The sequence below is a fragment of the Pelomonas baiyunensis genome (assembly GCF_043555935.1).
Lineage (GTDB): Bacteria > Pseudomonadota > Gammaproteobacteria > Burkholderiales > Burkholderiaceae_C > Pelomonas > Pelomonas baiyunensis.
The window spans coordinates 339,237-359,672 of the sequence record NZ_JBIGIB010000004.1 but is presented as its reverse complement, the minus strand read 5'-3'; the positions used below and the strand labels follow the sequence as shown (position 1 = coordinate 359,672).

Here is a 20,436-nt window from a genome sequence, read left to right as displayed (position 1 = left end):
GGATTCTCAGCCCTTGCGTTGCGGGGCTTGCAGCGAGGCGTGCGCGAAGACGGTCTCCAGCGGCAGGCGCCGGCCGGCGGCGTGGTCTTGCACGCACTGCAGCACCAGCGGGCTGCGGTGGCGCTCGGGGCAGGCGGCCAGCTCGGCCTCGGTCATCCACAGCGTGCGGCGAATGCCGGTGTCCAGCGCCCGCCCGGCGATGGCTTCACCAACCGCGCCCGAAAAAGCCAGCCGAACGTAGGTGACATCCTCTAAACGGGCCGGGCGCACGAAGCGCGCGAGGTACACGCCCAGGAAATGTTCGGGCACGAAATGCCGCGCGGTTTCCTCCAGCGCTTCGCGCACGACCGCGTCCAGCGGGCTTTCTCCCTGCTCCAGGTGGCCGGCGGGGTTGTTCAGCATCACGCCTTCAGGCGTGTCCTCTTCCACCAGCAGGTAGCGGCCCGCGTTCGCAATCACGGCAGCCACGGTCACGCTGGGACGAAATCGGTCTGTGGCGCTCATGAAACCTCTTGTGGGATTCCCGCAGTGGGACGACACGTGCATTGTGTAAGCTGAACCGCACCTGTCCCGAGGAGGAGACCTCATGCAGATCGGAGTTCCGCGCGAACGCGCGGCCGCAGAGACACGGGTGGCCGTTACGCCCGAGACGGCCAAGAAGCTCAAGGCCCAAGGCCATGTGCTGCGCATCGAAACCGGTGCCGGCGTGGCCGCCAGCGTGCCCGATGCCGCCTACGAGGCGGTGGGGTGCGAGATCGTCGACCAGGCCACGGCGCTGGCGAGCGAGCTGGTGCTGAAGGTGCGCGCCCCCGGGGCCGATGAACTCGCGCTGATGAAGCCGGGCACCGCACTGGTGGGCATGCTCAACCCCTTCGACCGTGACGGCCTTGCCGCCATGGCCGCTGCCGGCCTCACCAGCTTCGCGCTCGAAGCCGCGCCGCGCACGACGCGCGCGCAGAGCATGGACGTGCTGTCCAGCCAGGCCAACATCGCGGGCTACAAGGCCGTGATGATCGCGGCCGACAAGTACCAGCGCTTCTTCCCGATGCTGATGACGGCCGCCGGCACCGTGAAGGCTGCGCGCGTGGTCATCCTCGGCGTGGGCGTGGCGGGCCTGCAGGCGATTGCCACGGCCAAGCGGCTGGGGGCGGTCATCGAGGCGTCGGACGTGCGCCCGAGCGTGAAGGAGCAGGTCGAGTCGCTGGGCGCCAAGTTCATCGACGTGCCCTACGAAACCGCCGAGGAAAAGGAAGCGGCCGAGGGCGTGGGCGGCTATGCCCGCCCGATGCCGCAAAGCTGGCTGGACCGCCAGAAGGCGGAAGTGGCCAAGCGCGTGGCGCAGGCCGATGTGGTCATCACCACGGCCCTGATCCCCGGGCGCGCCGCGCCGGTGCTGGTGACCGAGGACATGGTCAAGGCCATGAAGCCGGGCTCGGTGATCGTGGACATCGCGGCACCGGCCGGCGGCAATTGCCCGCTGACCGAGGCCGGCAAGACGGTGGTGAAGCACGGCGTGACGCTGGTGGGCGAAACCAACCTGCCGGCGCTGGTGGCGGCTGATGCGTCGGCACTCTATGCGCGCAATGTGCTGGACTTCCTCAAGCTCGTCATCACCAAGGAAGGCACGTTCGCCGTGCCGCTGGATGACGACATCGTCGCGGCCTGCCGCGTGACGCAAGACGGACAAGTGACGAGGGCCTGACCATGGAACTGGTTGACCACACCATCATCAATCTCATCATCTTCGTGCTGGCCATCTACGTGGGCTACCACGTCGTCTGGACGGTGACGCCCGCGCTGCACACGCCGCTGATGGCCGTGACCAACGCGATCTCGGCCATCGTCATCGTCGGCGCCATGCTGGCCGCCGCCATGACCGAAACGCCTTTTGCCAAGGGCATGGGCGTGCTGGCCGTGGCGCTCGCGGCGGTGAACATCTTCGGCGGCTTCCTCGTGACGCGGCGGATGCTGGAGATGTTCAAGAAGAAGGACAAGAAGCCCGCGGCCGCGAAGGAGGGCAAGTGATGAGCATGAACCTGGTCACGCTGCTGTACCTCATCGCCAGCGTCTGCTTCATCCAGTCGCTCAAGGGGCTGTCGCACCCGACGACCTCCATCCGCGGCAACCTGTTCGGCATGGTGGGCATGGCGATCGCCGCGTTCACCACGGCCGCGCTCATCGTCAAGCTCGCCGGCCACGGCATGGGCCTGGTGTGGGTGCTGCTGGGGCTGGTGCTGGGTGGCGGCTTCGGCGCCTGGAAGGCCAAGACGGTCGAGATGACCAAGATGCCTGAGCTGGTCGCGTTCTTTCACAGCATGATCGGCCTGGCGGCCGTGGCGATTGCGGTGGCTGCCGTGTACGAGCCGGCGGCCTTCGGCATCACGCCGCCGCTGGATGCTGCGCTGGCAGGCATTGCACCGGAGGACGGCATCGCCGCGCGTGCGCTCGCCCCCATCCCCATGGGCAACCGGCTGGAGTTGGCGTTGGGCGCCTTCATTGGCGCCATCACCTTCACCGGCTCCGTCATCGCCTGGGGCAAGCTCTCGGGTGGCAGCAAGTTCCGCCTGTTCCAGGGCGCGCCGGTGGTGTTCAAGGGCCAGCACTGGCTGAACCTGCTGCTGGGTCTGCTGGCCTTGTGGGGCTGCGCGGTGTTCTGCCTGGCCGGCTACGCGCATGCGTTCTGGATCGTGGTGGTGCTGGGCTTCGTGCTGGGCGTGACGCTCATCATCCCCATCGGCGGCGCTGACATGCCGGTGGTGGTGAGCATGCTCAACAGCTACTCCGGCTGGGCGGCGGCGGGCATCGGCTTCTCGCTGAACAACCCGATGCTGATCATTGCCGGCAGCTTGGTGGGCAGCTCGGGCGCGATCCTGAGCTACATCATGTGCAAGGCGATGAACCGCTCGTTCTTCAACGTGATCCTGGGTGGCTTCGGCGGTGACGCCACGGCCGCGGCGGCTGGGGCCACGCAGCAGCGCAACGTCAAGAGCGGCAGCGCCGACGACGCGGCCTTCGTGCTGGGCAATGCAGAGAGCGTGGTCATCGTGCCGGGCTACGGCCTGGCCGTGGCGCGCGCCCAGCATGCGGTGAAGGAACTGGCTGCCAAGCTCACCGAGAAGGGCATCAGCGTCAAATACGCCATCCACCCGGTGGCGGGCCGCATGCCCGGTCACATGAACGTGCTGCTGGCCGAGGCCGAAGTGCCGTACGACCAGGTCTTCGAGATGGAAGACATCAATGGCGAATTCGGCCAGGTGGACGTGGCCATCATCCTCGGGGCCAACGACGTGGTGAACCCCGCCGCCCACGTGAAGGGCAGCCCGATCTACGGCATGCCCATCCTGGAGGCCTACAAGGCCAAGACCATCATCGTGAACAAGCGCTCCATGGCCGCCGGCTACGCGGGCCTGGACAACGAACTCTTCTACATGGACAAGACCATGATGGTGTTCGGCGACGCGAAAAAGGTGGTTGAGGACATGCTCAAGGCCGTGGAGTGATCCACGCATCGCGGCGCTATCGAATCCCCTGACCGGAGGGCTGTCAGCCTTCGGTCAGAATCGCCGCCAGTGAAGAACTAGGAGACAAGTCCATGGAGCCGATCTGGCTGAAGCACTACCCGGCCGCGGTGCCGCGCGACATCAATGTGTCGCTCTACCCCAGCCTCGTAGATTTGCTGGACACCTCGTTCAAGAAGAACGCGGACAAGCCGGCCTATCTGATGATGGGCAAGAGCCTGCGCTTTGCGCAGGTGGATGAGGCCTCGCGCGCGGTGGCGGCCTACCTGCAGAGCCTGGGCCTGGAAAAGGGCGACCGCGTCGCGGTGATGATGCCCAACCTGTTCCAGTACCCGGTGGCGGTGGCGGCCATCCTGCGGGCGGGCTTCGTCGTCGTGAACGTGAACCCGCTGTACACGCCGCGCGAGCTGGAGCACCAGCTGAAGGACTCCGGCGCCAAGGCCATCTTCATCATCGAGAACTTCGCCTCGGTGCTGCAGCAGGTCATCCAGCACGTGCCCACCAAGCACATCATCCTGGCCGCCATGGGCGACATGCTGGGCCTCATCAAGGGCAGCATCGTCAACTACGTGGTGCGCAAGGTGAAGAAGATGGTGCCGGCCTACGAGCTGCCGGGCGCCGTGCGCTTCAACGACGCGATCGCCAAGGGCCGCAGCCTCAGCTACAAGGCGCCCAAGCTCAGCCCGGACGACATCGCCGTGCTGCAGTACACCGGCGGCACCACGGGTGTGTCCAAGGGCGCGGTGCTGCTGCACCGCAACCTCGTGGCCAACATCCTGCAAAGCGAGGCCTGGTACCAGCCCGCGCTGAAGAAGATCCCGGCGGGCGAGCAGGTCGTCACCGTGTGCGCGTTGCCGCTGTATCACATCTTCGGCTTCAACACGAACATGATGCTGTCCATGCACATGGGCGGCGCCAACGTGCTGATTCCGAATCCGCGCGATCTGCCGGCCGTGTTCAAGGAACTGGCCCAGCACCGCTTCCACAGCTTCCCGGCGGTGAACACCTTGTTCATGGCCATGGCCAACCACCCGGAGTTCAGCACGGTGGACTGGAGCCGCCTCGTCATCTCGGTGGGCGGCGGCATGGCCGTGCAGCAGGCCACGGCCAAGCTGTGGCTGGAGAAAACCGGCTGCCCCATCGTGGAGGGCTACGGCCTGTCGGAAACCTCACCGACCGCCAGCTGCAACCCGACCGACAGCGACGCCTACAGCGGCACCATCGGCCTGCCCATGCCCAAGACCGAGCTGCAGCTGCTGGACGACGACGGCCACGAAGTGCCCCTGGGCCAGGCGGGTGAGATCGCCATCCGTGGCCCGCAGGTCATGGCCGGCTACTGGCAGCGCCCGGACGAAACCGCCAAGGTCATGACGCCCGACGGCTTCTTCCGCACCGGCGACATCGGCACCGTGGACGAACGCGGTTACTTCAAGATCGTGGATCGCAAGAAGGACATGATCCTGGTCAGTGGCTTCAACGTCTACCCGAACGAGGTGGAAGACGTGTTGACCCAGATGCCCGGCGTGCTGGAGTGCGCCGCCGTGGGCGTGCCGGACGCCAAGGCGGGCGAGGCGGTCAAGGTGGTCATCGTGAAGAAAGACCCGAATGTCAGTGAGGCCGACGTGCGGGCCTATTGCGAAGCCAACCTGACCGGCTACAAACGACCCAAGATCGTCGAATTCCGCACCGAACTGCCCAAGACGCCCGTGGGCAAGATTCTGCGCAGGGAGCTGCGGGACAAGAGCTGATACAGCCGGCCCGACCAGCCCGCAGGCGGTGACACCGTACGCGGGCGAGGCACGACACCGTGTTCAACCTGTACGCCAAGACTGAAGCCGGCCGCGCCGAGATTCGCGCCCGCGCACTGCCGCTGTCGCGCACCGCGCGCAACCTGCTGCTCGTGCTGGACGCCACCAAACCCGCGGCCGAGTGGGTGAGCCTGGTGGCGGGCGCCACCGACGCCGATTTCCAGACCCTGTGGCAGCACGGGCTGGTGGCCTTGGCAGGCGGCCCGGCCGCGGCCCATGCCGCACACGCCGCACACGCCGCATCTCACCCGGCCCCGGCCGCCCCGCCGGCCGTGCCCGCAGCACCCGCAGCGCCGGCGGCGGCCCCGTCCTCCGCCGCGCCGGCCGCGTCGGCTTCTGCGGGCCACTCGCCGCTGCTGGACCGCGCGGCGCTCTACACCTACCTCAGTGGCCAGGCCACCAAGCTGCTGGGCCCGTTCAAGGGCTACGCGTTTGCGCTGGAGGTGGAGCGGGCCGACAGCCTGCCGGCCTTGCAGGCGCTGGCCTTGCAACTGGTGGAGCGGGTGCAGAAGGCCAAGGGCGAGGACGCTGCCGCCGCCGTGCGCGAGGCCCTGGGGCTTCGCTGAGGGACACTTGCGGCTCGCCCTGTTTGCCGAGCCCTGCCTTGCCCCGCTTCTACGTTGATGTTCCGCTGACGCCCGCCGAGGGCGACTTTGCGCTGCCGCCCGGCGCGGCCCGCCATGTGCAGGTGCTGCGCATGCAGCCGGGCGATGCGATCACCCTGTTCGATGGCACCGGCCCCGAGTGGCAGGCCGAGGTCACGGCCATGGGGCGCAGCGAGGTGCGGGTGCGCCTGGGAACCTCGACTCAGCCGGCGCGGGAATTGATCCGCGCCGTCACCTTGGCGGTGGTGATGCCGGCCAACGACCGCATGGACTTCATCGTCGAGAAGGCCACCGAGCTGGGTGCCGCGCGCCTGGTGCCGCTGATGAGCGAACGCTCGGTGCTGCGCCTGAACGGCGACCGCGCCGAGAAGAAGCGCGCGCACTGGGAAGGCGTGGCGATTGCTGCGGCCGAGCAGTGCGGCCGCACCGTGCCGATGCGTGTGGACCCGGTGCAGCCGCTGGCAACGTGGCTGGCCACGCTGCCGCCGGACCCGGACGAATGGCGCGGTGTGCTCAGCCCGCGTGCCGCGCAGCCCCTGGCCCCGTTCGCACAGGCGCGGGCGCTGTTCCTGAGCGGGCCGGAAGGCGGCCTGAGCGACGCCGAAGTGGCGGCCGCGCACGGCTATGGCCTCGCGGCGGTGAGCCTGGGCCCCCGGGTGCTGCGGGCCGACACGGCACCGCTGGCGGTGATGTCCTGGCTGGCGCTGTCATGAACCGCCGCCTGGCCCTGCTGGTGCTGGTGCAGGGCCTGTTTCTCACCAACAACATTTGCTTCATGGCCATCAACGGCCTGGTGGGCCTGGCCCTGGCGCCGCGGCCGTGGATGGCCACGCTGCCCATCTGCGCCTACGTGGCCGGCGGCGCCTTGATGGCGCGCTGGGTGGGCCGCCACCAGCTGCGCTTCGGCCGCCAGCGGGCCTTCCTGATCGGCCTGGCGGTGGCGTTCGTCAGCTGCGGCGTGGCGCTGTGGAGCGTGCTGAACCAGCAGTTCTGGGGTGTCGTGGGGGCCACCTTGATGGCCGGTTACTACAACGCCGGCGCGGCGCTGTACCGGTTCGCCGCCACCGAGCTGGTGCCGCCGTCGCAGCGGGAGTCGGCGATCTCGTGGGTGCTGGGCGGCGGCTGCCTGGGCGCGGTGCTGGGCCCGTGGCTGGCCGGCGCCAGCAAGCAGTGGCTGGTGGCGCCGTTTGCCGGGGCCTACCTGATGCTGATGGGCGTGGCGGTGGCCGGGGCGCTGCTGATGTCGCGCATCGAGTTCCCGCCGCTGGTGCAGCCGGCGCCGGGGGCGGGTGGCCGCCCCAGCGGCGAGTTGCTGCGCCAGCCGGTGTTCCTCGTGGCGCTGGCGGCCAGTGCGCTCGGGTACGGCGTCATGAACCTCTTGATGGCCGCCACCCCGATAGCCATGGGCCAGTGCGGCCTGCCGTTCGCCGACGCGGGCCTGGTGCTGCAGTGGCACGTGCTGGGCATGTTCGTGCCCAGCTTTTTCACGGGCGGGCTGATCCGCCGGATGGGTGTGCTGCGCGTGATGGCGCTGGGTGTCGCGTTGAACCTGGGCTGCGTGGTGTTCGCGCTGTCAGGCCAGGACCTGCCGCACTTCCTGGGCGCCTTGCTGCTGCTCGGCGTGGGCTGGAATTTCCTCTACATCGGCGGCACCACGCTGTTCACGCAGGCCTACCGCCCCGAGGAGAAAACCCGTGCCCAGGGCCTGCTGGACACCGGCGTCTACGCCACCATGACGCTGACCTCGTTCTCCTCCGGCGCGCTGGTGACGACCGGCGGCTGGCAGTGGATGAACTGGGCGAGCCTGGTGCCGCTGTCGCTGTGTGCGCTGGCCCTGGCAGCGCTGGCGTGGGGGCCGTCGCGCGGTTCTCGCGCCCGTTGACGCGAGTCAGCGGGGGGGACGGCGGCGCAAGGCCGGCAGCAGGGCGAGCCCGCCCAGGGCCCACAACGTGACCGCGCCAGGCTCGGGCACGGCGCTGACCTGGACTTTGTCGATGGCGATCCAGTTCGCGCTGGTCTTCCCGTTGGCGATGGTCAAGTCAAAGCTGGCGCCCAGGGTGCTGACCGGCAGGTTCACTTGGGTCCAATTGGTGAAGCGGGTTCCAAACGGCGTGCCGTGGGCCAGGCCGTTGATCACGAGGGGCGTGTTGCCGTTGATTTGGATGCTGGTGAGGTAGCTGGACTCAGGCCGGCTGTAGGTGTCATCTGCCGCCAGCCACACGCTGAGCAAGTAGGAACCAGGCGCCATCGTGGCGGGTAGGTTGAGCGTCCAAGTGTGCTGCTCGCGCTCGTACAGGATGCTTGAGCTGCCATCTCGGCCGTAGTTGCCATAGCCGCCGAACTCCCAGGTGGCCGTGGCGGGCGCCGCGGGGCTGACCACCGGGGTGGGTTGGTTCACGAATTTGGCGTGCGCCGGTAGGGCTGCGGCCAGCAGCGCAGCGCGGATCCAGAGTTGCATCTTCATCGGGAGGGCTCCGTTGTCGCGCCACGTGGCGCCGGCCGCAGTGTTCGCGTGTGCGCACCTGCCCACATCCGCAACTTTGACGGGGACGCTCAGCGCCGGTCGTGCTGCAAGTACTCGGCCGCCAACTGCTGGCCGGTGGCGTCCAGCTTCAGGCGCAGCAGGGCCTTCAACGCGAACTCGCGCTGGGTGATGAACACCGGCGCGCCGATGCGCAGGCCGGTGAGGGTGCCGCCCGGGCCCAGGGTGGGCAGCAGGGGGTAGACGCGCAGGCGCAGCACCAGGGTGTCTTGTTCGTCGGCGAACACATTGGTCTCGGCCAGCGTGGCGCAGCCCAGGCGGTCGGCTTCGCGCAGCAGTGCGAGTGCAGCGGCCTCGGGGTCGGCTTGCACGCTGTCCGCCGTCAGGGGCATGACGCGGCGGCCGGCGGCGTCCAGCGCCTGGCTGATGGCGGCATTGAACTGTTGATTGAGCGTGTCCCAGTCGGGGCCGCCCTTCAGCGTGGGGTTGCGGCCCTGGCCGAACACCAGGGTGCAAGGCGTGGCGCTGGCCAGGCCGCAGGCGGCCGCCAGCACCGCTGCCGTGATCGCGTCACGCCACCGCATCGCCTTCGGCCGGCTTGCGCGCCGAGCCCTTGATGAGGTCGAAGCGGAACAGCCGGCATTCGATGGGGCCGTTCCACATCGGCACGCGGCGGGTTTCCTTCAGCCGCATCTTGCTGGGCAGCTTCATGTCGGGCGTCAGCATCCAGGCGGTCCAACCGGCCGGGTTCTCGGTGTACTGGCGCTTCCAGTGCGCCGCCAGGCGCGGGAAGAAGTCGTCGCCCGCGTCCAGCTCCTCGGAGCCGCGGGCATCGCGCGTCATCGCGGCCTTGCCGCGCACCTCGATGCGCTCGCCGTACGGCGGGTTCATGACGATGGCGCCGGGCAGGCCGTCGGGCAGTTTGGGGGCCGGGCGCTCCAGCGCGTCGCCGCCGTTGAACTGGATGTACTGCGCCACGCCCGCGCGCTCGGCGTTGCGGCGCGCGAAGTCGACCATGCGGAAGGCCACGTCACTCGCGTAGATGGGCACGGCCGGCGGGTGGATGCGGGCGCGGGCGGCCTGCGTCATCTCGCCCCACGCGGTTTTCATGGCCGGCGTGGCGAAGGGCAGTTGCCGCTCGAAGGCGAAGCGGCGCTGCAGGCCGGGTGCCGAGTCGCAGGCGATGAGGGCCGCCTCGATGGGGATGGTGCCGGAGCCGCAGCAGGGGTCGTGCAGTGCGCCGCCCTGCTCGGGCGTGCCGCGCCAGTCGGCGGCGGCCAGCATGGCGGCAGCCAGGGTTTCCTTCAGCGGGGCGTCGCCCTTGTCGATGCGCCAGCCGCGCTTGAAGAGCGGCTCGCCCGAGGTGTCCACGTACAGCGCGGCGCGCTCGGGGCCCACGTGCAGCACCACGGGCAGGTCGGGCGAATGCGTGTCCACGCTGGGGCGCTCGCCGGTGTGCTCGCGCAGCTGGTCGCAGATCGCGTCCTTGATGCGCAGGGCCGCAAAGTTCAGGCTCTTCAGCGGCGAGCGCTGGGCGGTCACGTCGATGCGAAGCGTGTGCTTGGGCGTGAGCCAGTCGCGCCAGTCCACGCGGCGGGCCAGCGAGTACAGGTCGTCTTCGTGGCGGTAGGGGCCTTCGATGATTTCCACCAGCACGCGCTGGGCGAGGCGGCTCTCGAGGTTGATGCGCATCACATCGTCAGCGCCGCCGACGAGGCCGCAGCCGCCGCGCAGGGCTTCCACTTTGCTGCGCACGCCCGGGGGCAGGAAGCGTTTGAGTTCGGCCTCCAGCAGCGGCTCGACACCGGCGGGGCAGGGAACGAAGAGGAACAGTTTGTTGGGCAGGCTCACCGGCCGGATTGTCGCCGCGCCTACACTGGACAGCGTTGTCCAACCTGCGTCTGCATGCGATGAAGCGACTGGTTTCGACCCTGGCCTTGATGTGGACCGCCTGGCAGGCCCAGGCTGCCGACCCGGTGCGGGTGGACCCGCCGCACCGCCTGCCCGACACGGTGCTGCGCGTGTTGCCGCCCACCGCCCAAGGCCGCAGCTATCAGTTGCACGTGCACCTGCCCGCGTCGTTTGCGTCGCAGCCCCAGCGGCGCTACCCGGTGCTGTACGTGACCGACGCCTATTGGGACTTCGCAACGCTGGTGGCCTCGTACGGCAATCTCGTCTACGACCGCGTGGTGCCTGAATTCATCATCGTCGGCCTGGGCTATGCCGGCGACGGGCTCGACTACGACGCGCTGCGGCTGTGGGATTTGTCACCCGTGCGCCTGCCGAACGAGAAGGCCGAGTCGGGCCATGCCAACCAGTTTCTGGCCACCTTGGAACAGGTGGTGCTGCCGCTGGTGGAGCGTGACTACCGCGCCGACCCCGCCCAGCGCTTTCTGGCCGGCAGTTCCTTGGGCGGCCTGTTTGCGCTGCATGCGATGTACGCCAAGCCCGGGCTGTTCCAGGGCTACATCGCCGCCAGCCCGGCCGTGGTGGCGGGCGGTGACTGGATCATCGGCCAGGCCCAGGCCTACGCCGCCACCGGCAAGCCCCTCCACGCGCGGCTGTACGTGACGGGCGCCGAGTACGAATGGCCCGGCTTCCTGGCCGGCATCCAGCGCTACCAGGCGCTGTTGCCCACGTTGAAGCACCCGGGCCTGGTGTTCCAGAACCGCACCATCGACGGCGAGCGCCATGCCGGCACCAAGGCCGAGAGCTACACGCGCGGCATGCGCTTCGTGTTCGAGCCGCTGGCGCCGGAGACTGGCCCATCGAAGGACTGAGCCCCTCGCCCAGTCGCGCCTCGCTGAACGCGGGCGCACCTGGTCGGTCTTGCAGACCGCGCCGCAGCTCCCGCTGCGCCCCTTCGGCAGGCACATGCCGCCCACCGGGCGCCATGTGTCCGGCCTCAGCCCCCCGAGGGGGCGGCGATGCTTGCGGCGTCGAGCCGCAAGCACATCGCCAGAGGCGGGCCGGCGTGGGGCGGCCCGGCGCTCGTCCCGCAATCGGCCCGGCCTCCGAGGATCACTTGCTGATGAAGTCCAGCAGGTCCTGGTTCAGGCGGTCCTTGTGCGTGTCGGTGATGCCGTGCGAGCCGCCGGCGTACTCGATCAGGCGGGCGCCCTTCACCAGCTGGGCCGTGGCGCGGCCGGTGGTGTCGATGGGCACGACCTGGTCGTCCGTGCCGTGGATCACCAGCGTCGGCACGTTGACCTTCTTCAGGTCCTCACGGAAGTCGGAGTGGAAGAAGGCTTCGATGCTTTCGTACGTGGCCTTGGCGCCGGCCTGCATGCCCTGCACATAGAAGCTGTCCACCAGTCCGCTGGACGTCTTGGCGCCCGGGCGGTTGAAGCCGAAGAACGGGCCGCTGGCGATGTCTTTGTAGAGCTGGGCGCGGTTGTCGAGCGACGCCTGGCGCAGCGTGTTGAACACCGCCTCGGGCACGCCGTTCGGGTTGGTGGGGCTGGCGCCCATGATGGGCGTGACCGCGCTCACGAACGCCACCTTGGCCACACGTGCCGTGCCATGGCGGCCGATGTAGCGGGCCACCTCGCCGCCGCCGGTGGAAAAGCCCACCAGCGTGGCGCGCGTCACGCCCTTGGCGCGCAGCACGGCGTCCAGGTCGTCGGCGTATTGGTCCATCGTGTTGTTCGCCCAGGGCTGGCCCGAGCGGCCGTGGCCGCGGCGGTCGTGCGCGATGACGCGGTAGCCGCGCTCGGCCAGGAACTGCATCTGCGACTCCCAGCTGTCGGCGTTCAACGGCCAGCCGTGGCTGAACACCACGACCGGGCCGTCCTTGGGGCCCCAGTCCTTCACGTACAGCGGCGTGCCGTCGTTGGCCGCCACGAAGGGGCTGGCGATGGCGGCCTGGGGGGCAGCCGGTGCGGCCACGGCAATGGTCTGGGCGGCTGCGCCACCGAGGGCGATGGTGGCGGCGAGGGCGAGGCGGGTGAAAGCGTTCATGTGGATCTCCAGGGGGGTGACTGAACCGTCTTGCGACAGGACGAACTGTGCGCGCCCATGCGGAACTGAAGATGCCTTAAAGTTCGTTCGACTTTGCATTTGGTACGGGGTGGCTGACCATGGCCGATCGACTTGCCGCGCTCTTCCGCCACTTCGCCGTGCGGGCAGAGGCCTTCCAGGCCGGGCCACTGTGTGGGGTGAACAGCCTGGAGCCCCAGGCCGGGCGGGGGCAGTTGCACCTGGTGCGCGAGGGCGGGGTGGCCGTCTACAACGCCGGCGCGGCCGAGCCGCTGCGGCTGACCGAGCCCAGCCTGCTGCTGTACCCACGCCCGCTGCCGCACCGCTTCGTGACCGACCCGCACTGCGGCGCGCAGTTCCTGTGCGCGCACATGGCGTTCGAGGGCGAGGCCAGCCACCCGATCGCTGCCGCGCTGCCCGACTGCGTCTGCCTGCCGCTGGCTGCCGTGCCGCAATGCCAGCCGGTGCTGGCGCAGCTGTTTGCCGAGGCTGAGGCCAGCCATTGCGGCCGGCAGCTGATGCTGGACCGGCTGTTCGAGGTGCTGTTGATCTGGGTGCTGCGCGAGTTGATGACGCTGGGGCGCCTGCAGTCGGGGCTGCTCGCGGGCCTGTCGCACCCGCGGCTGCGCGGGGCCTTGGTGGCGATGCACGAAGCCCCGCAGCGCGACTGGCCGCTGGAGGCGTTGGCCGAGGCGGCGGGCTTGTCACGCACGGTGTTTGCCAACACCTTTCGGGACGTGGTGGGCTGCACGCCCGGCGCCTACCTGCAGCGCTGGCGGATCGGCCTGGTGCAGAAGGGCTTGCGCGAGGGCCGCGCGCTCAAGCACCTGGCGGCCGAGGTGGGCTACGGCGGCGAGGCGGCGCTGTCACGCGCCTTCCGGGCGCACACGGGCGAGTCGCCCCGGGCGTGGCGCAAGGCGGCGCTGGGGTCCAGCGCTGACGCGGCTTGACCCGCCACCGGCCGGCCTCCGGGCGAGACCCCGCCCGCCTCCCGCCGGCTCAGGCGTTGCGCAGGCGGAAGATGCCCACCGTGCCCACCAGCCGTTCGGCCTGCTGGCTGAGGCTGCCTGACGCCGCGGCGCTTTCTTCCACCAGCGCGGCGTTCTGCTGGGTCATCTGGTCCAGCTGCGTGACGGCCTCGTTGATCTGAGCCAGCCCGCGGGTCTGCTCCACCGTGGCCTGGCTGATCTCGTCGATCAGCCGGCTGACCTTCTGCACCTGCCCCACGATGTCCGTCATGGTGCTGCCGGCATCGGCCACCAGCGTGCTGCCGTTCTCGACGTTCTCCATGCTGGCGCCGATCAGCGACTTGATCTCGCGGGCGGCCTCGGCCGAGCGTTGCGCCAGGCTGCGCACCTCGCCGGCCACCACCGCGAAGCCGCGCCCCTGCTCGCCGGCCCGCGCGGCTTCCACCGCGGCGTTGAGCGCCAGGATGTTGGTCTGGAACGCAATGCCGTCGATGACGCCAATGATGTCGGTGATCTTGCGCGAGCTCTGCGAAATCGCCTGCATGGTGTCCACCACCCGGCTCACCACCTGGCCGCCGCGGTCGGCCGCGGTGCTGGCGTTGCGGGCCAGGTCGGACGCGCTCTGCGCCGTGTCGGCCGTGTTGCGCACCGTGGCGGTCAGCTCTTCCATGGACGAGGCGGTCTCCTCCAGGTTGGCAGCCTGCTGCTCGGTGCGCTGGCTCAGGTCGGTGTTGCCGGCGGCGATTTCCAGCGTGGCCGTCTGCATGGTGTCGGCCGCCGTGCGCACCTCCAGCATGATGCGGCTCAGGTCGGTGTTCACGGCGGCCAGCGCCTGCATGAGCCGCCCCACCTCGTCGCCCGACTGCATGCGGATCTCGCGCGACAAATCGCCCTCGGCGATGGACTGCGCCACCGACACCGCCTCCGCCAGCGGCCGCGTGATGCTGAGCTGGATGCGCCAGGCCACCACCGCGCCCACGGCCAGCGCCGCCAGGGACAGGCCGATGATCAACGCCACCGACGTGCGGTAGGCCGACGTGGCCGCAAGGTCGCGTTCGTGGGACGCGGCCTGGATGGTTTCGATCACCGCATCCAGCGCCTGCACGTGGGCCTGCTGGGCGGGGCGCAACTGGTCGCGCACCATGGCCGAGGCGCCGGCCATGTCGTCGTTCATGGTCAGGTCCACGATCTTCTCGATCAGGCCCTTCGTGCCGGCCAGCGCAGTCGCGGCGCGGGCCAGGGCAGCGCGGGCGGGCTCGTCCTGCACCATGCCGGCCAGCGTTTGCGCGGTCTTGTCGTAGTCCTGCCGCGCGGCCTTCATCAGGTCGAACTCCTTCTTCTTGAAGGCCATGTCGTCCTGCATGATGACGTCGCGGATCGTCACGCTCTGGTAGCGCGCCAGGTCACGCAACTTGCTGGCCAGGCGCTCGGGCGCCTCGCCGGTCACGGCGGCCAAGTCGGCCTTCAACGCGGCCAGGCGGCTCAGGGCCAACATGCTGTCAATGCCCAGCAGCGCCAGCACCAGGGCAAAGCCCAGCACTAGGCGTGGGCCCACTTTCAACGAGGTGAGCATCACGGCATCCTTTCCTCGGGAGGAATCTGTGCCGGCCACGCGAGCGGGCCGGATGGGGTCAGGGTCGGGCCGCGGCGCGGCCGGGGCGCCTTACTTGGCCGTCACGGCGCTGTGCAGCACGCCGATGGGCTTGCCGCCGTCCAGCACCGGGGCCGACAGCTGCACGCTGGGCACCTGGGTGGACGGGTCCGGCTTGACCTCTTCGGCCGCCCAGGCCTGGCCCTTGATGGCCTGTGCGAACACCGGGCGGGCCACGTTGTTCCAGATCAGCGGGCGCACGCTGGCCGCGACCAGATTGCCCTTGTGATCCCGCAGCACCAGCTTGTTGATGGTGTCGTCCTTGGCCTCCCAGTCGGCAATCTGCCGGCTGGTCTTGGTTTTGAGCAGCGTCTGGATGAAGGGATCGGTGTCTGGCAGGTCCACCCACTTGCCATTGCTCATGCCGGGGTCGCCCTTGGCATTGGCTTCCTTCACGGCGGCCACCATGGCCGGGTCGGCCGCCAGGGCCACGAGCTTGGCTTTGCTCTTGTCCACCTTGGCTTGCAGCTCGGCAGGCAGCGAGGCGGACGCCTGGATGCAGGTGAACAGGCCAGCGGCGGCGGCCAGCGCCAGCCAGGAGCGACGTGCGAGAACGGGCATCTTCAAACTCCCTGAATGATGGGTGCCAGAACGGGGTCGACGCCTCGGCTCGGACTTCACGCCGGACTGCTGGGGTTCCGAGGCGGTCTGCGAACGGTTCCGTCACAGGGACTAACCGCATCGCGAAGCGGAGTCTCCGCGCCTGCTCGGGTCAGCGCAAGCGCGGCGTTTGGCGCGCAACGGCGGGGTTCGGGAGTTTTTCTCGTTTGGGCCGCAGCCCGAGGCGGCTTACAGCGCCTTGCGCAGGTTCGCCGGGGCGATCTTCATGCCTTCGCGGTACTTGGCCACCGTGCGCCGCGCGCACTGGATGCCTTGTTCCTCCAGCATGGCGGCCAGCGCGCTGTCAGACAGCGGCTTCTTGGTGTCTTCCGCGGCCACGAACTGCTTGATCAACGCCCGCACGGCAGTGCTGGACGCCTCGCCGCCGGCTTCCGTGCTCAGGCCCGAACCGAAGAAGTACTTCAGCTCGAAGGTGCCCCAGGGCGTGGCCATGTACTTGGCGGTGGTGACGCGGGAGATCGTGCTTTCGTGCAGGCCGAGTTCGTCGGCAATCTCGCGCAGCACCAGCGGCTTCATGGCCAGCTCGCCGTGGGTGAAGAAGCCGCGCTGGCGCTCCACGATGGCGGTGCTGACGCGCAGGATGGTGTCGAAGCGCTGCTGGATGTTCTTGATGAACCAGCGCGCCTCCTGCAGCTGCCCGCCCAGCGGCGAGTTGCTGATGCCGCCGCGCGTGGCGCGCAGCGCGTTGGCGTAGAGCTCGTTGATGCGCAGCTTGGGCGCCACCTCGGGGTTGAGCATCACGCGGAACTCGCGCCCCACCTTGCGCACGATGACGTCCGGCACGATGGCCGCGGCCGCGCCTTGTGCAAAGCGCCGCCCGGGTTTGGGCTCGAGTTGCGTGATCAGCGCCTGCGCCTCGCGCAGCAGCGCTTCGTCGGCGCCGGTCTCGGCCATCAGCCGGCGCATGTCGCGCTTGGCCAGCAGTTCGAGATGACCCTTGCAGATCAGGATGGCAATCACCTGCGCCGGGCTCTTGGGCAGCGCGCGCAGCTGCAGCACCAGGCACTCGGACAAGTTGGCCGCGCCGATGCCCGCAGGCTCCAGGCTTTGCAGCAGCCGCAGCGCAAAGCGCAGGCGGTCCAGCAACTCCTCGCGCTCTTCCTCGTCCTCGGCAAAGCCGGCCGCGATGTCTTCCAGCGGGTCTTCGAGGTAGCCGTCTTCGTTGAGCGACTCGATCAGCAACTGCAGCACCGCGCGGTCTTCGGCCGACAGGTGGTGGCCGGCCAGTTGTTGCGCCAGGTGCTGGGCCAGCGTGAGTTCGGCCGACTCCTGGCTCTCGCGCTCGCCGTCGTCGTCGCCGCTGGCACTGCCGCTGCTGGAGGGCAGCTCGCGGATGCCGTCGAAGTCGTCGCGCTCGGTGCCGTTTTCCCAGTCGTCGCGCTCGGTGCCGCCGAAGTCGTCACCGCTGAGCTCGGCGGCTTCCGGCTCGCCGCCTTCGGGCGTGTTGTCGCTGCCGGTGCTGTCGGCCGGGGCGTTGGTGGCGAGTTCCGGCGTGCTGACGCTGAATTCCTCCTCCGTCTCCAGCAACGGGTTGCTGGCTAGCATCTGCTCCACTTCCTGGTGCAACTCCAGCGTGGACAGCTGCAGCAGCCGGATGGACTGTTGCAGCTGGGGGGTCAGCGCCAGGTGCTGACTGAGGCGGACCTGGAGGGTCTGCTTCATGGTGCAACGTCGCGATGAAGGTTTCGCGGGCCGAGCGCCGGGCCGCGCCCAAGCCGGCCCGCCAGGGCGATGTGCTTGCGGCTCCATGCCGCAAGCATCGCCGTCCCCTCGGGGGCTGAGGCTGGACACATGGCGCCCGGGGGGCGGCATGTGCCTGCCGAAGGGCCGCGACCCAGGGCGCGGCGCGGTCTGCAAGACCGGTCAGACTGGCCCGCGTTCAGCGGGGCAAGGCTGGACGAGGGGCTCATGGCGTCACATCTTGAAGTTTTCGCCGAGGTAGACCTTGCGCACGTCGGCGTTGGCCACGATCTCGTCGGGCATGCCTTCGGCCAGCACGGCCCCTTCGCTGATGATGTAGGCCCGGTCACAGATGCCCAGCGTCTCGCGGACGTTGTGGTCGGTGATCAGCACGCCGATGCCGCGCGCCTTCAGGAAGCCGATGATGCGCTGGATCTCCAGCACCGCGATCGGGTCCACGCCGGCGAAAGGCTCGTCCAGCAGGATGAAGCGCGGCTGGGTGGCCAGGGCGCGGGCGATTTCCACCCGTCGGCGCTCGCCGCCGGACAGGGCCGGGGCCGGGCTGTCGCGCAGGCTGTCGATGGACAGGTCGTGCAGCAGGCCATTCAGCAGTTCGTCGATGCGCGCCTTGGACAGCGGGCGGCCGGCGTCGTCTTGCTGCAACTCCAGCACCGCGCGGATGTTTTGCTCCACCGTGAGCTTGCGGAAGATGGACGCTTCCTGCGGCAGGTAGGACAGGCCCAGGCGCGCGCGTTGGTGGATGGGCAGGCGCTGCACTTCGGCGCCGTCGATGCGAATGACGCCGGCGTCCGAGCGCACCAGGCCCACGATCATGTAGAAGCTGGTCGTCTTGCCGGCGCCGTTGGGGCCGAGCAGGCCCACCACCTCGCCGCAGTCCACGCGCACGTGCACGTCTTTCACCACGCGGCGCACGCCGTAGCTCTTGGCCAGGCCTTCGGCCTCCAGGCGGCTGCCGCAGGCCGCGGCGGTGTTCGCGGGGCTGACCGCTGCCGCGCTCATCACGAGGGCTTGCCCGGTTGCAGCGTGGTGGACGGCTTCAGCGGCAGGCTGGCCGGCGGGGCCGACGCGGCGTCGTCGCCCGGCTGCACGCGCGGCATCATGACGATGCGGGTGCGGCCGTTCGGGTTGGGCGAGGTGCTGCCGCCTTCCAGCGTGAACACTTCGGTGCGGCTGTCGTACACGATGACCGCGCCGGTCACTTCTTCCGCCACGGCCGCGCCGCGCAGGCGCCGCACGGTGGCGTTGCCGATGAAGCGCACGGTCTCGGTGCGGGTGTCGTACTCCAGCTGATTGGCCACGCCTTCGATGGACTCCCCCGGCACGTCGCGCGCCTGGCGGAAGCTCACCGGCTGGCCCGGAGCCCCGGTGGCGAACGCCTGGTGGTAGCCCTCGCGGGTCTCCTGCATGTCGACCTTTTCGGCCTTGAGCAGCAGGCTGCCCTTGGTGATGACCACGTTGCCCAGCAGCTCGGTGCGCTGGTTCACGGCGTCGACGCGCCCCAGCTTTTCCTGCGTGAAGATGAAGGGCTTGAGCCGGTCGGCCTTCTCGGCCTGGGCGGCCGGCAGCGCCAGCGCCAGGGCAAGCACGGGAACGAAGGAGATCAGGTGGCGGGACATGGCGGCACGGAAGTTGCAGGCCATTCTAGGGGCCTGCCGTGCCGCTCAGGCTTTCCCTCGCGGCAAGCCTGTCAGGAATCGTTCAAGCCCGCGCCAGCTTCAGCAGCTGGCTGGCCACGGCCAGGGCCTGCTGGCCTTGCGTGGCTTCGCTCTGGCCTGGTGTGCCGGCCAGGCTGGGGCTGGTGCGCCAGCGGCCGCCTACCACCAGGGCCGGCACTTCCTGGGCGCCGGCCAGCTCGGCCAGCTTGCTGCCCTGCTGCACCTTGGCCTGGATGCCGAAGGAGTTGAAGGCCTGCTTGAACTTGGCGGTGTCCACGCCCAGCTGGCCCACCAGGGCCGTCACGGCGGCTTCATCCGTGGCTTGCACGCCCCCGCGGTGGAAGGCGTTGAAGATGCCGCTGTGCACCTGGGGTGTCATGGCGCCCATCGCCTCCAGCGCGTAGAACATGCGCTGGTGCAGCTTCAACATCAGCTGCTGGCCCACCGGCACGCGTCGGAAGCTCACATCCGCCGGCAGCTGGTGCACCCAGGCTTCCAGCAACGGATCGAACGCGTTGCAGTGCGGGCACATGTAGAAGAAGAACTCGATGACCTCGATCTTGCCCGGCGTGCTGGGCAGGGGCTGACCGAGGCGCACGTAGTGCTTGCCTTCCACCGGGGTGCCTTGGGCCCAGGCGGCCGGACCGAAACCCGCCGCGATCAGTGCGGCGGTGGCGTGGCGGCGAGTCACGACGGCACCCTTCGGCCTGACGGCCGGAGCCGTCAGGTGGGAGGGCGCGTGCTTGGGGCGGCCCGGCGCGGCGCTCATGCCTTGTTCCGCGCGCGCTGGATGAGGAAGTCGGTGATCTGCAGCGCGCGGGCGCCCAGTTCATGCTCGGGCAGGCGCTGGCCCAGGCCCACACCGGCCTGGCCGGGCGAGGTCAGGAAGCGGCCGGCCACGCCCAGCATGGGCACGCCGTCGATGCGGTAGGCCTCGGACAGCTTTTCGGCCTGCGAGCACTTGGTGGCCACGCCGAAGGAGTTGTAGGCCTCCTGGTACTTCACCGGGTCGATGCCCAGCGGGCTCAGGAACTTGGCTTGCTCCTTGGCGTCATCCAGCCCCAGGCCTTGCTGGTGCATGGCGTTGAAGATGGCGGGGCGGGCGGCGGCTTCTTTGCCCAGGGCTTCCAGCGCGTAGAACATGCGCTGGTGGATCTTGACGTTGGCGCGGAAGGCCACGTGCACCTTGCGGAAGGCCACATCGGCGGGCAGCTGCTTGGCCCAGGCTTCCACGGCGGGCTCGAAGGCGTAGCAGTGCGGGCAGCCGTACCAGAAGAACTCCACAACCTCGATCTTGCCGGGCGTGGTGCTCAGCGGCGGGTTGATGACCTGGTAGTTGCGGCCTTCGACCGGGCCGCCTTGGGCCAGGGCCGAACCGGTGGCGCCCAGGGCCGGGGCCGAGGCGAGCAGGGCAGAGAAATCACGGCGCTTCATGGCGGCAGTCATCCT

The 20,436-nt window shown here is 69.3% G+C and carries 21 protein-coding genes; 9 read left to right on the top strand and 12 right to left on the bottom strand.

Annotated features, from left to right (window positions below; translation table 11 throughout):
• Positions 1-6: 6 nt before the first annotated feature.
• Positions 7-504, bottom strand: coding sequence for an NUDIX domain-containing protein (locus ACG01O_RS15800; protein ID WP_394386033.1), 498 nt, complete (start codon positions 502-504; stop codon positions 7-9).
• Between the two features lie 82 nt (positions 505-586).
• Between ACG01O_RS15800 and ACG01O_RS15795 the strand changes: the two genes are divergently transcribed.
• From ACG01O_RS15795 to ACG01O_RS15765, 7 genes are all read left to right on the top strand, one after another.
• Complete coding sequence (locus tag ACG01O_RS15795) at positions 587-1,702, top strand: Re/Si-specific NAD(P)(+) transhydrogenase subunit alpha (protein WP_394386031.1); 1,116 nt, start codon at positions 587-589, stop codon at positions 1,700-1,702.
• Positions 1,703-1,704: 2 nt separating this feature from the next.
• The gene (locus tag ACG01O_RS15790; protein WP_394386029.1) at positions 1,705-2,025 is read left to right on the top strand and encodes an NAD(P) transhydrogenase subunit alpha part 2; all 321 of its coding nucleotides are present in this window, start codon (positions 1,705-1,707) and stop codon (positions 2,023-2,025) included.
• Positions 2,025-3,500, top strand: coding sequence for an NAD(P)(+) transhydrogenase (Re/Si-specific) subunit beta (locus ACG01O_RS15785; RefSeq protein ID WP_394386028.1), 1,476 nt, complete (start codon positions 2,025-2,027; stop codon positions 3,498-3,500). The genes ACG01O_RS15790 and ACG01O_RS15785 overlap by 1 nt, the downstream gene beginning before the upstream one ends.
• A gap of 92 nt (positions 3,501-3,592) precedes the next feature.
• Positions 3,593-5,266, top strand: coding sequence for a long-chain-fatty-acid--CoA ligase (locus ACG01O_RS15780; protein ID WP_394386026.1), 1,674 nt, complete (start codon positions 3,593-3,595; stop codon positions 5,264-5,266).
• Positions 5,267-5,325: 59 nt separating this feature from the next.
• Entirely contained in the window at positions 5,326-5,892 is a 567-nt protein-coding gene (locus ACG01O_RS15775; RefSeq protein WP_394386025.1) for a hypothetical protein, read from the top strand.
• Positions 5,893-5,930: 38 nt separating this feature from the next.
• A complete protein-coding gene (locus ACG01O_RS15770) occupies positions 5,931-6,644 on the top strand; it encodes a 16S rRNA (uracil(1498)-N(3))-methyltransferase (RefSeq protein ID WP_394386023.1) in 714 nt (237 codons plus the stop codon).
• Positions 6,641-7,813 carry an MFS transporter gene (locus ACG01O_RS15765; protein ID WP_394386021.1) on the top strand — a complete coding sequence of 391 codons (1,173 nt, stop codon included), beginning with the start codon at positions 6,641-6,643 and terminating at the stop codon, positions 7,811-7,813. The genes ACG01O_RS15770 and ACG01O_RS15765 overlap by 4 nt, the downstream gene beginning before the upstream one ends.
• 6 nt (positions 7,814-7,819) lie before the next feature.
• Here the strand turns inward: ACG01O_RS15765 and ACG01O_RS15760 are convergent, their stop codons facing one another.
• The 3 genes from ACG01O_RS15760 to ACG01O_RS15750 form a co-directional block, all read right to left on the bottom strand.
• Complete coding sequence (locus ACG01O_RS15760; RefSeq protein ID WP_394386020.1) at positions 7,820-8,395, bottom strand: hypothetical protein; 576 nt, start codon at positions 8,393-8,395, stop codon at positions 7,820-7,822.
• 89 nt (positions 8,396-8,484) lie between these two features.
• On the bottom strand, positions 8,485-8,997 hold the full coding sequence (locus tag ACG01O_RS15755; RefSeq protein WP_394386019.1) for a hypothetical protein: 513 nt from the start codon (positions 8,995-8,997) through the stop codon (positions 8,485-8,487).
• A complete protein-coding gene (locus ACG01O_RS15750) occupies positions 8,984-10,264 on the bottom strand; it encodes a THUMP domain-containing class I SAM-dependent RNA methyltransferase (RefSeq protein WP_394386017.1) in 1,281 nt (426 codons plus the stop codon). The genes ACG01O_RS15755 and ACG01O_RS15750 overlap by 14 nt, the downstream gene beginning before the upstream one ends.
• Positions 10,265-10,323: 59 nt before the next feature.
• Here ACG01O_RS15750 and ACG01O_RS15745 point away from each other — a divergent pair, with 59 nt between their 5' ends.
• A complete protein-coding gene (locus ACG01O_RS15745) occupies positions 10,324-11,193 on the top strand; it encodes an alpha/beta hydrolase (protein ID WP_394386016.1) in 870 nt (289 codons plus the stop codon).
• Positions 11,194-11,434: 241 nt separating this feature from the next.
• Here the strand turns inward: ACG01O_RS15745 and ACG01O_RS15740 are convergent, their stop codons facing one another.
• A complete protein-coding gene (locus tag ACG01O_RS15740) occupies positions 11,435-12,373 on the bottom strand; it encodes an alpha/beta fold hydrolase (RefSeq protein ID WP_394386014.1) in 939 nt (312 codons plus the stop codon).
• Between the two features lie 119 nt (positions 12,374-12,492).
• On the opposite strand from ACG01O_RS15740, the gene ACG01O_RS15735 reads away from it, so the two are divergent.
• Positions 12,493-13,341 (top strand): AraC family transcriptional regulator, encoded by an 849-nt coding sequence (locus tag ACG01O_RS15735; protein ID WP_394386013.1) that lies wholly within the window; start codon positions 12,493-12,495, stop codon positions 13,339-13,341.
• Between the two features lie 49 nt (positions 13,342-13,390).
• On the opposite strand, the gene ACG01O_RS15730 is transcribed toward ACG01O_RS15735, so the two are convergent.
• From ACG01O_RS15730 to ACG01O_RS15700, 7 genes are all read right to left on the bottom strand, one after another.
• Positions 13,391-14,932 (bottom strand): methyl-accepting chemotaxis protein, encoded by a 1,542-nt coding sequence (locus ACG01O_RS15730; RefSeq protein WP_394386011.1) that lies wholly within the window; start codon positions 14,930-14,932, stop codon positions 13,391-13,393.
• Positions 14,933-15,022: 90 nt separating this feature from the next.
• Complete coding sequence (locus ACG01O_RS15725) at positions 15,023-15,571, bottom strand: hypothetical protein (protein WP_394386010.1); 549 nt, start codon at positions 15,569-15,571, stop codon at positions 15,023-15,025.
• Between the two features lie 228 nt (positions 15,572-15,799).
• A complete protein-coding gene (locus tag ACG01O_RS15720; RefSeq protein ID WP_394386009.1) occupies positions 15,800-17,293 on the bottom strand; it encodes an RNA polymerase factor sigma-54 in 1,494 nt (497 codons plus the stop codon).
• Between the two features lie 252 nt (positions 17,294-17,545).
• The gene (gene lptB / locus ACG01O_RS15715) at positions 17,546-18,331 is read right to left on the bottom strand and encodes an LPS export ABC transporter ATP-binding protein (protein WP_394386007.1); all 786 of its coding nucleotides are present in this window, start codon (positions 18,329-18,331) and stop codon (positions 17,546-17,548) included.
• Positions 18,331-18,948, bottom strand: coding sequence for a lipopolysaccharide transport periplasmic protein LptA (gene lptA, locus ACG01O_RS15710; protein ID WP_394386005.1), 618 nt, complete (start codon positions 18,946-18,948; stop codon positions 18,331-18,333). The genes lptB and lptA overlap by 1 nt, the downstream gene beginning before the upstream one ends.
• Positions 18,949-19,030: 82 nt before the next feature.
• Entirely contained in the window at positions 19,031-19,678 is a 648-nt protein-coding gene (locus ACG01O_RS15705; RefSeq protein ID WP_394386003.1) for a thiol:disulfide interchange protein DsbA/DsbL, read from the bottom strand.
• Positions 19,679-19,752: 74 nt separating this feature from the next.
• Complete coding sequence (locus tag ACG01O_RS15700; protein WP_394386001.1) at positions 19,753-20,421, bottom strand: thiol:disulfide interchange protein DsbA/DsbL; 669 nt, start codon at positions 20,419-20,421, stop codon at positions 19,753-19,755.
• Positions 20,422-20,436: the final 15 nt, after the last annotated feature.

Excerpts from the sequence above, each read along its gene's own strand:
- ACG01O_RS15800 (WP_394386033.1), bottom strand. The coding sequence starts at position 504 with ATGAGCGCCACAGACCGATTTCGTCCCAGCGTGACCGTGGCTGCCGTG.
- ACG01O_RS15795 (WP_394386031.1), top strand. The coding sequence starts at position 587 with ATGCAGATCGGAGTTCCGCGCGAACGCGCGGCCGCAGAGACACGGGTG.
- ACG01O_RS15790 (WP_394386029.1), top strand. The coding sequence starts at position 1,705 with ATGGAACTGGTTGACCACACCATCATCAATCTCATCATCTTCGTGCTG.
- ACG01O_RS15785 (WP_394386028.1), top strand. The coding sequence starts at position 2,025 with ATGAGCATGAACCTGGTCACGCTGCTGTACCTCATCGCCAGCGTCTGC.
- ACG01O_RS15780 (WP_394386026.1), top strand. The coding sequence starts at position 3,593 with ATGGAGCCGATCTGGCTGAAGCACTACCCGGCCGCGGTGCCGCGCGAC.
- ACG01O_RS15765 (WP_394386021.1), top strand. The coding sequence starts at position 6,641 with ATGAACCGCCGCCTGGCCCTGCTGGTGCTGGTGCAGGGCCTGTTTCTC.
- ACG01O_RS15760 (WP_394386020.1), bottom strand. The coding sequence starts at position 8,395 with ATGAAGATGCAACTCTGGATCCGCGCTGCGCTGCTGGCCGCAGCCCTA.
- ACG01O_RS15755 (WP_394386019.1), bottom strand. The coding sequence starts at position 8,997 with ATGCGGTGGCGTGACGCGATCACGGCAGCGGTGCTGGCGGCCGCCTGC.
- ACG01O_RS15745 (WP_394386016.1), top strand. The coding sequence starts at position 10,324 with ATGAAGCGACTGGTTTCGACCCTGGCCTTGATGTGGACCGCCTGGCAG.
- ACG01O_RS15740 (WP_394386014.1), bottom strand. The coding sequence starts at position 12,373 with ATGAACGCTTTCACCCGCCTCGCCCTCGCCGCCACCATCGCCCTCGGT.
- ACG01O_RS15735 (WP_394386013.1), top strand. The coding sequence starts at position 12,493 with ATGGCCGATCGACTTGCCGCGCTCTTCCGCCACTTCGCCGTGCGGGCA.
- ACG01O_RS15730 (WP_394386011.1), bottom strand. The coding sequence starts at position 14,932 with ATGCTCACCTCGTTGAAAGTGGGCCCACGCCTAGTGCTGGGCTTTGCC.
- ACG01O_RS15725 (WP_394386010.1), bottom strand. The coding sequence starts at position 15,571 with ATGCCCGTTCTCGCACGTCGCTCCTGGCTGGCGCTGGCCGCCGCCGCT.
- ACG01O_RS15720 (WP_394386009.1), bottom strand. The coding sequence starts at position 17,293 with ATGAAGCAGACCCTCCAGGTCCGCCTCAGTCAGCACCTGGCGCTGACC.
- lptB (WP_394386007.1), bottom strand. The coding sequence starts at position 18,331 with ATGAGCGCGGCAGCGGTCAGCCCCGCGAACACCGCCGCGGCCTGCGGC.
- lptA (WP_394386005.1), bottom strand. The coding sequence starts at position 18,948 with ATGTCCCGCCACCTGATCTCCTTCGTTCCCGTGCTTGCCCTGGCGCTG.
- ACG01O_RS15700 (WP_394386001.1), bottom strand. The coding sequence starts at position 20,421 with ATGAAGCGCCGTGATTTCTCTGCCCTGCTCGCCTCGGCCCCGGCCCTG.